13 protein-coding genes and 1 pseudogene are annotated in these 14,137 nt (G+C 61.9%); 8 read left to right on the forward strand and 6 right to left on the reverse strand.

The features are described 5' to 3' along the window. Positions 1–807: 807 nt before the first annotated feature. Positions 808–1,740, reverse strand: coding sequence for an MBL fold metallo-hydrolase (locus C515_RS0114190; RefSeq protein ID WP_028456069.1), 933 nt, complete (start codon positions 1,738–1,740; stop codon positions 808–810). A 115-nt stretch (positions 1,741–1,855) separates the two neighbouring features. On the opposite strand from C515_RS0114190, the gene C515_RS21195 reads away from it, so the two are divergent. The 6 genes and pseudogenes from C515_RS21195 (at position 1,856) to C515_RS0114220 (ending at position 7,762) form a co-directional block, all read left to right on the forward strand. Further along, positions 1,856–2,809 (forward strand): LysR family transcriptional regulator, encoded by a 954-nt coding sequence (locus C515_RS21195; protein ID WP_051304966.1) that lies wholly within the window; start codon positions 1,856–1,858, stop codon positions 2,807–2,809. Positions 2,810–3,063: 254 nt separating this feature from the next. Further along, the gene (locus tag C515_RS0114200) at positions 3,064–3,486 is read left to right on the forward strand and encodes a hypothetical protein (protein WP_028456070.1); all 423 of its coding nucleotides are present in this window, start codon (positions 3,064–3,066) and stop codon (positions 3,484–3,486) included. An 80-nt stretch (positions 3,487–3,566) separates the two neighbouring features. Further along, the gene (gene sbcB, locus C515_RS0114205; RefSeq protein WP_028456071.1) at positions 3,567–5,009 is read left to right on the forward strand and encodes an exodeoxyribonuclease I; all 1,443 of its coding nucleotides are present in this window, start codon (positions 3,567–3,569) and stop codon (positions 5,007–5,009) included. 242 nt (positions 5,010–5,251) lie between these two features. Next, positions 5,252–6,321 (forward strand): annotated as a pseudogene (locus C515_RS21200) (IS5 family transposase). A 200-nt stretch (positions 6,322–6,521) separates the two neighbouring features. Continuing rightward, positions 6,522–6,863, forward strand: coding sequence for a hypothetical protein (locus tag C515_RS22690; protein ID WP_051304967.1), 342 nt, complete (start codon positions 6,522–6,524; stop codon positions 6,861–6,863). Positions 6,864–6,991: 128 nt separating this feature from the next. Beyond that, the gene (locus tag C515_RS0114220; protein WP_028456072.1) at positions 6,992–7,762 is read left to right on the forward strand and encodes a helix-turn-helix domain-containing protein; all 771 of its coding nucleotides are present in this window, start codon (positions 6,992–6,994) and stop codon (positions 7,760–7,762) included. Here the strand turns inward: C515_RS0114220 and C515_RS0114225 are convergent. Beyond that, a complete protein-coding gene (locus C515_RS0114225; protein ID WP_028456073.1) occupies positions 7,735–8,049 on the reverse strand; it encodes a DUF6506 family protein in 315 nt (104 codons plus the stop codon). The genes C515_RS0114220 and C515_RS0114225 overlap by 28 nt on opposite strands. A 194-nt stretch (positions 8,050–8,243) precedes the next feature. Then, positions 8,244–8,729, reverse strand: a complete 486-nt coding sequence (locus C515_RS0114230; protein ID WP_028456074.1) for a hypothetical protein — start codon at positions 8,727–8,729, stop codon at positions 8,244–8,246. A gap of 217 nt (positions 8,730–8,946) precedes the next feature. Here C515_RS0114230 and C515_RS0114235 point away from each other — a divergent pair, with 217 nt between their 5' ends. Then, positions 8,947–9,159: a hypothetical protein gene (locus C515_RS0114235; protein WP_028456075.1), complete on the forward strand. Its 213-nt coding sequence runs from the start codon at positions 8,947–8,949 to the stop codon at positions 9,157–9,159. A 761-nt stretch (positions 9,160–9,920) separates the two neighbouring features. After that, complete coding sequence (locus C515_RS24940; protein ID WP_211234064.1) at positions 9,921–11,099, forward strand: methyl-accepting chemotaxis protein; 1,179 nt, start codon at positions 9,921–9,923, stop codon at positions 11,097–11,099. 354 nt (positions 11,100–11,453) lie between these two features. Here C515_RS24940 and C515_RS0114250 read toward each other — a convergent pair whose 3' ends face one another. The 3 genes from C515_RS0114250 to C515_RS0114260 all read right to left on the reverse strand — a co-directional run. Continuing rightward, complete coding sequence (locus tag C515_RS0114250; protein ID WP_144290479.1) at positions 11,454–12,260, reverse strand: alpha/beta hydrolase; 807 nt, start codon at positions 12,258–12,260, stop codon at positions 11,454–11,456. A gap of 8 nt (positions 12,261–12,268) precedes the next feature. Further along, on the reverse strand, positions 12,269–13,336 hold the full coding sequence (locus C515_RS0114255; RefSeq protein ID WP_028456078.1) for a glycoside hydrolase family 18 protein: 1,068 nt from the start codon (positions 13,334–13,336) through the stop codon (positions 12,269–12,271). A 511-nt stretch (positions 13,337–13,847) separates the two neighbouring features. Next, positions 13,848–14,137: transposase (locus C515_RS0114260; RefSeq protein WP_028456079.1), on the reverse strand; the 290-nt coding region annotated here is incomplete at its 5' end.

Consider the following 14,137-nt stretch of genomic DNA (forward strand, 5'->3'; position numbering starts at 1 on the left):
CCAAACCAGACAATCAGAACTAAAGGACAACATCACAACCCTTAAATACATAAACAAAGATCAAGAGCCATAAAAACAACCCATATAAAAAGCACACGGGTTTCCGGACCCTGCTCCCGATTGGGCTTGCAGAGCCAATCGCTTTGCGTGCCCTTGCCATCACACTCCACACCGCAGCCCACCGCCAAGCTCCGCGCGAGCGCCTCGCCAAACCGACGCAGCTCGATCAGGGTGGTGCTGGAGTCGGGCAAAGAGCTGTTCTGCCGTGCCTGTCAGCAGAACCAGCAAGGCTGAATGCCCAGTCAGAAAGCCAGAATGGCTTGAAGAATTCACGCGCGGCTACTCGGCATGCCACATCTCGCCAGCTTTACGCAAAAACACTTCATGCAAAAGTAAGCTGCTTATGTCACTGCTTCAGAATCGTCATTCCCGCGTACGCGGGAATCCAGATGAGGGTGTGAAATCAAGCTTTGCTCTGGATGCCCGCCTTCGCGGGCATGACGAAAAAAGGGTTTCTGAAAGAGAGACATGATCAGGAAAAGTAATGGCCTTGCCGTCATGGAAGCTACGGGACGGAGCACACGCCCCCCGACCCTGAGCGGGCGAATGCCGAAGCACCCGCCGCTCAGTCAGTAGCTCTTGCGGATGGTTTGGCTTCAGTGCAAACGCAGCGCCATCACCCCGGCAGAAACAACACACCGGATTAAGCCCCCGCAATCTCGCCCATACTGCATGGCCAGCAATTTTGGCAGGTATATCGATGCAACCAATAGCAGAAAATGGCTACAGCGACATACCTGTCAATAATCAGGGCTGATGCCCAAGCCTTACCTCGATGGCCGGATGCCGCGCCACCAGCGCCTTCAATTGCTGCAGGCTGCTGCGATTGAGCAACTGGTCGCGGGTATAGTCACCCGGCTCGACGCCATGCTCCCACCCCCAGCGCGTGTGGCTGACGTCGCCGGTGAGCAGCACCGGGCCTTGCAGCGTGCGCACCAGGTAGGCGGTACTGCCCGTGGTATGTCCTGGCGCGGCAATGGCGAAGACACTGCCGTCGGCAAACACATCGATCACGCCAGCGGGCACACCGTCGCGGCCCGCTGCAAACGGCCACTCATGCTGGGCCGGGCGACCTGCCAGCAAGGCATCCGTAGCTGCGCGCATCATGTCGGGCATGGCGTGCTGCTCGGCCAGCTCGCCGGGCCCGGCATGGATCGGCACATCCCGCGCCAGCGCCGGAAGGCCGGTAATGTGGTCCAGATGCAGATGGGTCAGAAACACCCCCCTGACCTGCCCACCAAGCTCCGCCACCACTGACTCGGCATCTCGGCGCAACTGCAGGCGCGGGATGTTCAGCATTTGCTGCAGCTCACTGCTGATTCCGAATTTGCTCGGTGTCTTGAGCAGTTGCGCCGATACGCCGGTGTCCACCAGGAACACACCGAATTTCGGATGGCGCAGCACGTGCAGATACACCTGGATCGGCTCGGGGCGGTCGGCAAGCCCGGCGGCCACGGCCTGCGGATCCTTCAGATTGAGCAGGCCCGACAGCGGCACAACCCAGTCGGCACTGGCAACGGTCTGCAACTCGACCGGGCCGGGCGTGGCCAGCGCGGCTTCCATGGCCGCCGCCGACGCGGGCTTGCCCAGCGCGGCGGACTGGACCGGGTGCGAGGTGGTGCTGCACGCGGCCAGAAGGCCGGCCAGCAGGAGCGAAATAAGACGAGTAGCGGATTTCATGTGGATACCCCGTGACAGGAAACAAGGACGCTGGCATCGTTACACATCCGATAATAAGCAGACAATTCGCTAAATTTGGATAAACCCATCCATATTTGCATGACATGGAGAAGACATGAGCCTGGACTGGGAAAATCTGCGGCTGTTTCTGGCGGTCGCCGAAACCGGCAGCCTCAGCGCCGCCGCGCGCCGGCTGCGGCTGGGCCAGCCGACACTGAGCCGGCGCATGGCCGAGCTGGAGGACAGCGCCGGCTCAGCGCTGTTCATCCGCCAGACGCAGGGCTGCGTACTCACGCCGGCTGGCGAGGCGCTGCTGCCGGCGGCAAGGCGCATGGCCGAATGGGCGGCCGAAGCCGAAAGCAGCCTGGCACCCCGGCTGGCGACCCCCGCGGGCAAGGTGCGCATTGCCGCACCTCCCGGTATCGCCTTCGAGGTGATCGCACCGCTGGCCGCCGACATCCGTGCGCACTATCCGGCGCTGCAGATCGAGGCGTTATCGGGCGTGGCCACGCTGAACCTCGCGCGTGGCGAGGCCGACATCTCGCTGCGTACACGCCGGCCAAACGACGACGACCTGCTGTGCCTGGCCGAGTTGCATTGCCCGATGCGCGCCTATGTGTCGCCAGCCTATGCCGCCCGCCTGCCGGCGCGGCCGGCGCTGGCCGATCTGGACTGGATCACCTGGGCACCGCCCTATGAGCAGCTGTTCAGCAAGATCGCGCTGGAAGAAGCGATTCCGTCCTTCCGCCCGGCGTTCACCTCGGACGATTTCAATGTGCAGCTCGCGGCGTGCCGCGCCGGCGTCGGTGCAATGGTGCTGGCCAAGGCGCTGCACCGCCGCTCGCTGCTGCGCGAGCTGGTCGAGCTCGACATCGACCTCGGCCCCGACGCGCGCGGCGAACTGTATCTGGTCGTGCACAAGCGCCAGCACCAGCTGCCACGCGTGCAGTGCGTGATCGACATGCTGCGCAGCGAATTTGCGCTACTCAATGGCACAGCACCCGCCAACGAAAAGCCGACGGGCAGCAATCCCCGGCAAACCATACCAGCCACGCCCGATCCTGATTAGGTAGCCAGCTCGGCCCCTCGTCATAGCGGCTTCCCACGGGGATTCCTGCGGTCAAAACCGGTATCCAGAGCGTCGCTTGAACAGGCATTGCAGCTAGATTCCCGCTTTCGCGGGAATGACGAATTGTTCTTTGCTGAGACAGCTGCCTAATCAGGTGCCCGATTGATTACACAACACCGAAAAAACATGACATTTACAGAAAGACAAACATGTCCTAGGATGGCCCACCTCATTTGGCTCCCAGGAGAAACTCCATGCTGTCCACCATGCTGACCGGCGCAATTTTCGGTGCAAGTCTCGGTTTTCTAATACTGCTGGTTACCGTGCTGATCGCGCAGGGCAAGAAGCAGCGCGCCATTGTCACGCTGGAAAGCAATGGCGACCTCTGGCCACAGATCGAAGCGTGGTGCTCGCAACACGGTTATGCGCTGCGCGAACAGGATGAACAGCGCCGCCTCTACCAGCATGGCAAGGGCTTCTGGCAGGCTGCTGGCCGCTTTCAGGCCAGCCGCAACGGCAATGTCTGGCAGCTGGAGGGCTGGCTGCACATGAACGCCTTCATTACCCGTGCCGAGCTGGCGCTCGATGAAACCGGTCCGGTTGCCAAAGTGCCGCGCGACAAGCGCAAGAAGGAATTCAACGCTCTGCTCGGCCAGCTGGGCGCCGCCGCGCTCTGATCCGCAGCGCCTGCCTGCGCACAGGCAGGCGCTGCTGCAAGTACAATGCCAGATTGTCCTTGATTCCCGGCGCACGCAGCATGAGCCTCACCTTCTTCTGGCACGACTACGAAACCTTCGGCGCGGTGCCGCGTCGCGACCGCCCTTCCCAGTTTGCCGGCATCCGCACCGACGAAAACCTGAACGAAATTGGCGACCCGGTGATGGTCTATTGCCAGCCCGCGCCCGACTACCTGCCCTCGCCCGAAGCCTGCCTCTTGACCGGCATCACGCCGCAGCTCTGCCAGGAGCGTGGCGTAACGGAGGCCGAATTTGCCGCGGTGATTGAAAGCGAACTGGCCACGCCGGGCACCATCGGCGTCGGCTACAACTCGATCCGCTTTGACGACGAAGTCACCCGCCACCTGTTCTGGCGCACCTTGCGCGACCCGTACGCGCGCGAATGGCAGAACCACTGCAGCCGCTGGGATCTGCTCGACGTGGTGCGCACCTGCTTCGCGCTGCGCCCGGAAGGCATAGCCTGGCCAACGCACGACGACGGCCGCCCGTCCTTCAGGCTGGAGGACCTCAGCCGCGCCAATGGCTTACTGCACGAAACCGCGCACGATGCGCTCTCCGACGTCAGAGCGACGATCGCGCTGGCCCGGCTGATCCGCGACAGGCAGCCCAAGCTGTTCGAGTTCTGCCTGGGCCTGCGCAAGAAAGAGCGCGTTCAGGAGGAAATCGGCCTGCCGCAGAAAAAACCCTTCATCCACATCAGCGGGATGTTCGGCGTCGAGCGCGGATGCACGGCACTCGTCTGGCCGCTGGCCATGCACCCGAGCAACAAGAACGAAGTCATCGTCTGGGATCTGGCCTTCGACCCGGCGGAACTCGCCACGCTGGATGCCGAAACCATGCGGCTGCGCATGTTCAGCAAGGCCAGCGACTTGCCGGAAGGCATGACACGCCTGCCGGTGAAAACCATCCACATCAACAAATCGCCGATCGTCATCGGCAATCTGAAGGTGCTCAGCGACGAGCGCGCCGCGCACTGGGGCATCGACAAGCTGCAAGCCTTGCGCCATTCGGAGTGGCTGACCAACAACGAGCCGGCGGCCGCTTTGTGGGCGCAGGTTTTCCAGCGCGACAACGGCGGCCAGAAGGCCGACGTGGACGAAGACCTGTACGGCGGCTTTGTCGGCAACAACGACCGGCGCGTGCTGAATCGCCTGCTGGAACTCGACGGCGCCGCGCTCGCCGCGCACCGCCCGAGCTTTGCCGACGCGCGCCTGGACGAGCTGCTGTTCCGCTTTCGGGCCCGCAATTACCCGGACACGCTCTCGGAATCAGAGACCCAGCGCTGGCAGCAGCACTGCGTCGCCAAACTGATCAATGGCGAGGGCAACGCCCGCACGCTGCAAAGCTTCATGGACGAGCTGGAAACGCTGTTCGCAACCGTTTCGGAAAGTGGTGACGAACGTTCAGAGGTGATCTTGGAGGCGCTGAGCGACTACGCCGAGCTGATTGCACCGGAATACTAGGCAAGGTATATAACCAAAGTCCGTAATATCAAAAGGATATAGCTCAATACCCATCACGCTCTCTTAGCAGCAGCTCAAATTGCAGCAGACGCGCACGCTAACAAGCCCTTTAAACTGGCAAGGCTGCGCCTCAACAAACGAGCTTTAGCCCATAGCAGGCTGTTGAAAAACCAATCGTGTCAGTGCCCGATCAGCATATCCGGGTGAGATAATCCCGCCATCCTCTTCCAGAGCTTCTCTTCATGCGGGGCGACGACATTATTCAAGGCGCGATGTTCAGTTACGTGGATCTCAACAGCCGCGTGCCGGCAACGCATCCGCTGCGACCGCTCAAGCTGTCGGTCGATGCCATTCTGGCGTCGATGAGCCCGGAGTTTGACGCCCGCTATGCCGTTCTCGGCAGGCCGTCGATTCCTCCGGAACGACTGCTGCGGGCGCTGTTGCTGCAGGTGCTCTACACCATCCGCAGCGAACGCCTGCTGGTCGAGCAACTGGATTACAACCTGCTGTTCCGCTGGTTCGTCGGTCTGGGTATTGACGATCCCGTCTGGGATCACAGTACCTTCAGCGCCAATCGTGATCGCCTGCTGGAGCAAACGCTGTTGCGGCAGTTCTTTGATCGCGTACTGGCCCTCGCCGATTGGGCTGGACTTGTTTCCGACGAACACTTCAGCGTCGACGGCACGATGATTGAAGCATGGGCCTCGCACAAGAGCCTCGCGCGCCAGGATCAGGATGATCCGCCGGCAGACTCCGGCAGTGGCGGCGGCCGCAATGCGGAAGTGGATTTCAAGGGCGAAAGCTTCAGCAATGCCACGCATCAGTCGAAGACCGACCCGGATGCCCGGCTGTACAAGAAAGCCAAATTTGCCGAAGCCAAGCTGCGCCACCTGAACCACATCCTGATGGAGAACCGCAACGGCCTGGTGGTGGATGTCGAGACCACCCGGGCTACCGGCACCGCCGAGCGCGCAGCCTGAAACCCGGCAGCACGCTGGGTGAAGACAAGGGCTACGATGTGGACAGCCACATCCAGGCGCTGAAGGCACTGGGTATTCAGCCGCACACCGCCGCCAAGAAAACCGGCAGTGCAGTAGATAGTCGAACCAAGCGCAGCAAGGGCTACAAGATCAGCCTGCAGGTCCGCAAGCGGATCGAGGAATGCTTCGGCTGGGCAAAAACGATTGGCGGGTTCCGCAAGACGCGGTTTATCGGCACCGCCAAGGTACAAGCCCAGGCGCTGATGACGTTTGCGGCATGGAATCTAACGCGGATGATGACGCTGTGCGGGTGGCGGGAAGGAGCCACATAGGGACCAGTGCGTCCTGAAGCCGCAGAGCGGCGGCAAAAACCTGGAAACAGGTGAAGAAGAGGCTCGAAATCAGCGAATTTCGAGCCTTGGCGAAAGTGATTACTTCGATTTGTAAGGCAGGTGGAGGCCCTGACCTCGGCGCGATGCTTTTTTCAACAGCCTGATAGATCTCCATTATCCCGCAAGTAGAGGCGCTGCTCATGCCAACCGCTATTCTCTCCTTTGTCGATCAACAGACCGGTGCGCCTCGTGCAGATGGCTTGCTCCTATATCACCTGGACGACTTGATCGAGCGCAATGACACATTTGAGATTAGCCAGTACCTCCCCGGCTACCTGCTTATCGGCGACGATAGTGGGGGTCGCGGCATACTGGCCAGTTGCGAACACCCAGGCCATCCGGTCTATATCTGCAGCCTAGGCTCGCTGGCCAAAAACGATTTCGTTTTACTGGCCGCCACGCTTCAACAGTGGCAGGCATCGGGGTGCCCTACCCACAAAAGCAACAGCAACGCGAGCGATGACACCATACAAGGAAGATGAAAACCATCACCAGCAGTTCATGCTCAGCAACGCCGCAATAATCCGGATGCCCCGCAGCACGGCACAAAAATCCAAGCCATGACTCATGCCAACCCGCAAGCTGGCCACCTTTGCCAAAGTATCATGTCATGAGCCAGCTACTGACCGCGCTTCCCGTCGCCGAACTGCAACCGTGGATACACAGCTATCGGCTGTACAACTTTGTGGCGGCCCCCGCCAGCAGCCTTCGGCTGTATCCGGGCACCGGCGCCGAGTTGTGGCTGACACGGCACGATCAGCAAGGTAGCGGCCTCTTGTATCAGCGTGGCCGGGCTATGGAACTGGCGCGTCCCCACGGGCCGGTGTTTGCCATTCGTTTTCGCGCTGGTGCGCTCGCGGCCTTCTGCGAGTTATCGCTGCATGAATTCGTCGATGCTTTTCTGCCGCCCACCGCCCTGTGGCCGGACAGTCGCCAGCAACTGTTGCGGATTCAGCGTAGCGACGCATTTGCCGAGCAATGCCAGCTCAGTGACCGGCAGTTACTCAGCCAGCTGCGCGATCAGCATGGCGCGGCCTCGTCGCTGCTTGCCCGGCAGATTTTTCAGCAACCGGCGACATTCCGTATAGGCGAACACGCCGAGCAGATCGGCATGCATCGCAGCCAGCTCTCGCGCCAGTTTCACGCACAGCAAGGTGTCAGCGCCAAGCACTATCAGCGGCTGTGCCGGTTCGAGCGTTTTCTGCGCGCGGCAAGCTTCAGCCGCGGATGCTCGCTGTGCGAGCTGGCGCACGCACACGGCTTTTACGATCAGGCGCACATGAATCGCGAGGTGCGCCTGTTCAGCGGTGCCCGCCCGACGCAACTGGCCGAGCACACCGACACGCCCCTGTTTTACAGCCCGCTGGCCGGCGCCAGCTGATCCCCCGAACGATGCCCAAGCAGCGGGTGGTGATCAAAGCGCACGACGCCCACCGCCGCCCGCCCCTGCACCGCAGCGGCCACCTGAGCCACGCCGGCATGGCCGAATCCGCCACACAGCTCGATCGCAGCATAGCCCTCATCGGCCAGCGCAGTGGCTACCGTCGCCGCCTGCTCGTAACTGCACACCGCCACGGTCAGCACCTCGGCGACCTCGGCCTGCACCACGGCACGCTGGCGCTGCGGATCGGCACCGGGAACAATAAACATGAAGACTGCACGCAACATGGGACGCTCCTTTCGTTCAGAGAAAGCGCCAATGTAGCAATGCCGCAGGCCGCGGGATTGGATAAACGTGACCGGCAACAAGGACTAAAATACCCAACAACCTATACAAGCAAAGCCATTACTTAAAAATGGTCACAGGCAGATACCCACAAAAATCGAGCCTGTCTGTTCGGTTTGAATGCAGAGCGCCACGTTCAGGAATACCAGTACACATAGGGCAGCAGGGCCAGGCCCATGGTGAACAGGAGGTCAACGCCGCTGCGCTGCGACGCCTCAAACCACTTCAGGTAGAACACGACATTGGTCAGGCTGCCAAGCAGCAACAGCCGCACAAAATCCGCGCTTTGCGCCGGCGCGACCGCAATGACTTCGGGTTTGCCAAGTGCCACAAGCACCAGCAGCCCATTCACTGCCAAGCTGGCCAGCACGATCAGCCCTTCGGGCATACCCAGAAACGCGGTCTTGAGAAATTCTGCAGCCGACTCTGCTTCGCCCAGCTCGCGGCTAGGAGTCCAGATCGGCTGGCCACGCCACCAGCGCAGCGCCACGAAAGCCAGCACACCGCCCAGCCCCAGCAGAGCCAGCAGGGCTTCCCAGTTGCGGGTCTGCAGCGACGCATACGCGGCAAACAGCAGCAGGGGCAGCAACAGCGCGAGCACGAAAATTCCGAGTAATTGCATGCGAGACAAACTCATGAACAACATGACCCATTGTACTGGACGGCCTTGCCGAGGGCGGCTAAAACCATACGCATGGTCAGCAATACTGCAGCAGCACATCTGATCAGAAGAGCTGCGGGGCGAATGCGTTTCGCTGCCATGCCCTCCCGTCCGCCCCGCCAGGTTCAGTTGATATTTGCATGCCAACCTGGCTTGCACCGCCCTCAAGGAGAAGACAATGAAATGGATTCTGGTTGCCCTCGTGATGAACTCGCCCGTCAAGACCGACCTGGTTTTCAATAGCCTGCAAGAATGCATGGACGCCGAAGCCCAGATGCGCAAGGAATGGGTGCAGCTATACAACCAGGGCAAGAAGAACAATGTGGAGGCCGAGCGACTCGGCCAGATCAGCAAGGCCATGACTACCGGCACCTGCATCCCCAGCAAGTAAGCGCCCATTCGCAGCCAAGCCACCGCATTGACCATGCGCGAAATGTGGCAGGCGTCGCCATGCCTGTCCGTCTGCCATCCTGATTCCTGATTATGTAGCCAGCTCAGCACTTCGTCATACCGGCGAAAGCCGGTATCCAGAGCGCCGCTTGAACAAACATTGCAGCTGGATTCCCGCTTTCGCGGGAATGACGAATTGTACTTTGCGGAGGCAGCGACCTAATCAGATCCCGATTTGCCATGCGGTGGGATGCGCGGGCTTTGCCATGTGGCAAGATACTTACCATATACAGACCAGCGTATAAACCTGCAAGCAATCATGGCAATGGGCTACGAACAAATACCCTGATAGCGCGCCTGATCAGGCCGGCAGCCGGCAATTCGTCATACCGGTGCACGGTATCCGGAGCATCGCTTGCACAGCCCTTGCCTCTTGATCCCCGCTTCCGCGGGAATGAGAAATTGCTCATTGCCGAGACAGCGACGCGATCAGCAGAGCCCAAGTCACGCCCACACACCCAAAATCTTACCAATTAATTTCTAAATAATTTTGTAATTTGTAATTTTATGCACCACCGGCTAAGTTGGACGAGCCTCCACTTTTGCCCGGATACGTCCATGTGGTTCAGTAGCGACAAGCTCATCACCCATCTGCACTCCGCCGCCGAGGCCGCCCTGCGGGGCGAGCCTGCACGCTAGCGGCTCGAGGGGCGCAGCCGCTGGCAGGAACTGGGCGAAAAGCTGCAGCACAGCTGGGACAGGGTGCTGCACCGCCATTCGGAGCTGGAAGCACAGCAGCAAGCGCTGCAGCAGGAGCTTCGCCAGGCGCAGCAGCAGCTGGAGCACAGAAGCCAGGAGCTGGCGCAACTCGAACAGCGCTTCGAGCTGGTCAACCGCGCCACCAGCGAAGGCTTGTGGGACATGACGGTGGTGGCCGGCGACCCGCTCAATCCCGCCAATCGCTTCTGGTGGTCGGCGGGATTTCGCAAGTTGCTGGGCTTCAGCAATGCCGGCGAGTTCCCGGATGTGCTGGGCAGCTGGGCCAACCGCCTGCACCCGGACGACAAGGAGCGCGTGCTGGCGGCTTTCGCCGCGCACCTGCAGGATCGCAGCGGACGCACGCCGTACAACATCGAATATCGCCTGCAGTGCCGCGACGGCGCTTACCGCCGGTTCCGCGCGCGCGGGGAAACGCTGCGCGACGCTGCCGGCACGCCACTGCGGGTCGCCGGCGCCCTGCTCGACATCAGCACGGAGCGACTGGCGGCGGCCGATCTGGAGCGGATGCTGGCCCGCTTCGAGCTGGGCAGCGAAATGCTGGCCGAAGGGCTGTGGGACATGGAGGTCGACGCCGGCAATCCGGTCAGTCCGCACAATGCTTTCTGGTGGTCCGCACAATTCCGGCACTTGCTGGGTTTCAGTAACCAGCAGGACTTTCCGGACGTGCTGGACAGCTGGGCCAGCCGCCTGCATCCGGACGACAAGCTGCGCGTGCTCGACGCCTTTGCCGCCCACCTCAACGACCGCAGCGGCAAAACGCCGTATGACATCGAGTACCGGCTGCAATGCAAGGACAACAGCTACCGCTGGTTCCGCGCGCGCGGGCAAACCCGGCGCAGCGCCGATGGCACACCGCTGCGCGTGGTGGGAGCGCTGATCGACATTGATGCGGAAAAACGCAGCGAGGCGCTCAGCGCCGAAAGCGTGCAGCGCCAGCAGCTGGAAAGCAGCCTCACCGAAATCGCCGCCATCGTCGGCACCATCCAGTCGATTGCCGATCAGACCAATCTGCTGGCGCTCAATGCAGCCATCGAAGCGGCGCGCGCCGGCGAAACCGGCCGGGGCTTTGCCGTGGTCGCCGACGAAGTGCGCAAGCTGGCCGAGCGCACCCGCGACGCGACACAGCGAGTCAGCACACTGGTACTGCAACGCAGCAGCTGATCGTTGGAACAACACCGCCCGGGCGTATCCGGCCAATACGGGCATGGCTCGCGCCAGGGCAGTGTCCAGGATCAGCAGCCATGCCCGCCCCCGATTATTGATCCGACCCTCTGATGTTTTTACTCGCAGGAGCGCGCTTGCTCGCGATCAGCAATGCTTCGCAAACAAGCGCGCTCCTACGGAAATTCAAACGTCCGAGGGGCGGATCAATAGGTAGCTACCTCAGCAAAGAACATTCGACATTCGTCATTCCCGCGAAAGCGGGAAGCCCCGTGGGACGCCGGCATGACGACGTGCTGAGCTGGCTGCCTAATCAGGTCCCCGCAGGCCTGCCGGAGAGCCCCCCCAGGCATCTCAGTCCAGCAAGCGTGCATAAAACCCCGGTTCGTCCAGTACCGTGTGATGGTCGGCGGCAGGATAGCGGAGGATGTGCGCGACGCCGGGCGCAAAGGCCTGCGCCAGTGTTTCGGCATGCTCCGGCGGCACAAGCTGATCGCGCCCGGCGATGACGATGCGGGTCGGGGCGGTAATCCGCGGCGCATAGCGCCAGGACTCATATTTGTCACGCAGCAGCAGGCTGACCGGGAACAGCGGATAACGCGCCTGTGCGACGCGTTCGATGCTGTCATACGGCGTGATCAGCACCAGTTTGTCCACGGCGGCGCTGGCCGCCAGACGCACGGCAATGCCGCTGCCCAGGCTGCGGCCGATCACGCTCACCTGGGGATGACGGGCCCGGACATGGCGGTACAGCGCCAGCGCATCGGCGTGCAAGTCGGCCTCGCGCGGCGCGCCGGCACTGCCGCCGTAGCCACGGTAGTGCAGCATGTAGATGGCGCGATCCGGGAAGGCGGCGGCATAGTCGGGCAAGGTCTGCGCGACATCTTCGGCATTGCCGCCGAAATAGACGATGGCCGCCGCGCCCGATGCCTCGCGCGCCGAGACATTCAGCCGCACACCGCCACTATCCAGTTGCAGCCGAGACTGCGGATCGGGCAAGGCGGCGGTCGGGTGGTAGAGCAGCCCATCCTGCGCCAGATACAGACCCAGACAGGCCAGCAGGTAGACGGCCAGCGCGATGCGCAGGCCGGATAACAGCAGGCGGCGCAGGAGGCCCCGGCGTGCCGGCGTCATGGCTCGGTGGGCGTGCTGCTCCGCCATGCGTCGCGTCAGGCCAGCTGCTCAGCCAGCGTGGCGAGCAGCTCGCCGGTGGCATCTTCGCCCAGCTCCCAGAAGAACACACCAGCAAGATCGCGCGCGGCGGCGTAGCGGCATTTCCAGCGCAGCGATTCCGGATCGTCGTAGCTGATGAAATGCTCGCCATCGAACAGCCAGGGCGCCTTGGCATCCTCATCCCAATAGCGGGTATAGCGCCCGGAGGGAATCAGCTCTTTGGCTATGGACGTATACGGGTGCGCGGTATTGCTTTTTGGCGTTCCCGGGTTGCCATGGCCGCCGAAGGCGGGATCGACACCGTGCAGGCCGCGTCCGTAAAACGCGCAGCCCAGCACCATTTTGCTGGCCGGTACGCCGTTTTTCACGAACAGTTCGATACCGTCGGCAGCACTCCAGCCTTCCGGGTCGCGGCGGCTGCCGTACAAGGCCGTGTGATGGCCCGCCTGCGTGGCCCAGCCGTTGTAGAGGTCGTAGCTCATCATGTTGACCAGATCGAGCTGTTTCGCCACGGCGGCGATTTCGACGCCGTCAAGGTAGTACTGGCCGATGCCGACCGCCGCAGTGAGCAGATAGCGTTCGGCGCCCGTGCGGCCCTCGGCGTCGGATTGCGCATCCAGGCGCTCGCGCAGGGCGGCGAGCATCAGCGTGAAATTCTGCTGGTCTTCCGGGCGGGCCTTGATGCCGGCCATGTCGTTGGACGGGTATTCCCAGTCCATGTCGATGCCGTCGAAGCCACGCTCGAGCATGAAGGAGACGGCCGAATCGGCAAAGCGCGCCCGGCTTTCCGCGGTCAGCGCCGCGTCGGAAAAACCGTCGGCAGTCCAGCCGCCCACCGAGATCAGCGTTTTCAGCGCCGGATTGCGGCTTTTCAGCGCCGGCAGCGCGCGGCAATGCGCCTCGCGCGCGTCCACCTCCCCCGCCGGCTGCGGGGCAAACACCACTTCGCCGTCGACCACCTGCGCAAAGGCATAACAGAGGTGGGTGAGCATTTCGGCGGGAATCGCGGCCACATCCAGCGTGCGATAACCGGCGACATAGGCCAGCAGTACGGGTTTGCGCATAAGGCTTCTCGTCTATCGGGTGGAACAAGCGGCCATCGTAGCCCGCAGCGTCGCCGGTGCAAAGGCGCATTTGCCACAGGGCGGGCAAGTGCGCAAATCGGGACAAGTTTGACTGGCCGCAGCGCCGTGGAAGAGGCTAGGTTCTGTTGACGTTTTGTTTGCGTTCCCGCTGGAGCGATTTTTGCGCCGAATCAAGGCGTTGCGAGCGTCGCATAACCGGTTATGTCAGTGAAGCAACTACGCGGAGTCGGCGCAAAAAGCGCCCAGCCCGCCGGGTTTGGCTGTTTTTTGCCTGACACGGCGTTGCATAGCCCTTGCATGGAATGACCATGCGGCGGGCTTCGCGCCTTGTTTCAGGCCAAAAACAGCACAAACGGGCTGCGCAAACAAAACGTCAACAGAACCTAACAGGCTGTTCGGCATTGACAGCCTGGGCTGGTTTCTCTGCGTCTTTGCGTCTCAGACTTGGGTTTTGTGCCACGGGGAACAGCTGGCCGAGGCTTGCGGCCTGCTAGTGCTCTGAGCGCAACGAATCTTTAGCTTTCGCAACCTTTTCCAATATCGCAGATGACGTCGCGGTCCAGCGGTAAGGCTTGGGGGTGGCGTTGCGCTGCTCAAGGTAGCGCGCAATGGTTTCCTCCAGCTCCCCGACGCTGCGAAACACACCCCGGCGCAGCTGGTCATCGGTCAGGTCGCGAAAAAAACGCTCGACCAGATTCAGCCAGGACGCACTGGTCGGAGTGAAGTGCAGATGGATGCGCGGATTTTTGGCCAGCCACTCCCGCACCTGCGGGTGCTTGT

The sequence above is a fragment of the Chitinilyticum litopenaei DSM 21440 genome (assembly GCF_000428145.1).
In the GTDB taxonomy this organism is placed as follows: Bacteria; Pseudomonadota; Gammaproteobacteria; order Burkholderiales; family Chitinibacteraceae; genus Chitinilyticum; species Chitinilyticum litopenaei.

What these genes read in the sequence shown, in the direction of transcription:
- C515_RS0114190 (WP_028456069.1), bottom strand. Translation starts at nt 1,740, where the DNA reads ATGAAATCCGCTACTCGTCTTATTTCGCTCCTGCTGGCCGGCCTTCTG.
- C515_RS21195 (WP_051304966.1), top strand. Translation starts at nt 1,856, where the DNA reads ATGAGCCTGGACTGGGAAAATCTGCGGCTGTTTCTGGCGGTCGCCGAA.
- C515_RS0114200 (WP_028456070.1), top strand. Translation starts at nt 3,064, where the DNA reads ATGCTGTCCACCATGCTGACCGGCGCAATTTTCGGTGCAAGTCTCGGT.
- sbcB (WP_028456071.1), top strand. Translation starts at nt 3,567, where the DNA reads ATGAGCCTCACCTTCTTCTGGCACGACTACGAAACCTTCGGCGCGGTG.
- C515_RS22690 (WP_051304967.1), top strand. Translation starts at nt 6,522, where the DNA reads ATGCCAACCGCTATTCTCTCCTTTGTCGATCAACAGACCGGTGCGCCT.
- C515_RS0114220 (WP_028456072.1), top strand. Translation starts at nt 6,992, where the DNA reads ATGAGCCAGCTACTGACCGCGCTTCCCGTCGCCGAACTGCAACCGTGG.
- C515_RS0114225 (WP_028456073.1), bottom strand. Translation starts at nt 8,049, where the DNA reads ATGTTGCGTGCAGTCTTCATGTTTATTGTTCCCGGTGCCGATCCGCAG.
- C515_RS0114230 (WP_028456074.1), bottom strand. Translation starts at nt 8,729, where the DNA reads ATGCAATTACTCGGAATTTTCGTGCTCGCGCTGTTGCTGCCCCTGCTG.
- C515_RS0114235 (WP_028456075.1), top strand. Translation starts at nt 8,947, where the DNA reads ATGAAATGGATTCTGGTTGCCCTCGTGATGAACTCGCCCGTCAAGACC.
- C515_RS0114250 (WP_144290479.1), bottom strand. Translation starts at nt 12,260, where the DNA reads ATGGCGGAGCAGCACGCCCACCGAGCCATGACGCCGGCACGCCGGGGC.
- C515_RS0114255 (WP_028456078.1), bottom strand. Translation starts at nt 13,336, where the DNA reads ATGCGCAAACCCGTACTGCTGGCCTATGTCGCCGGTTATCGCACGCTG.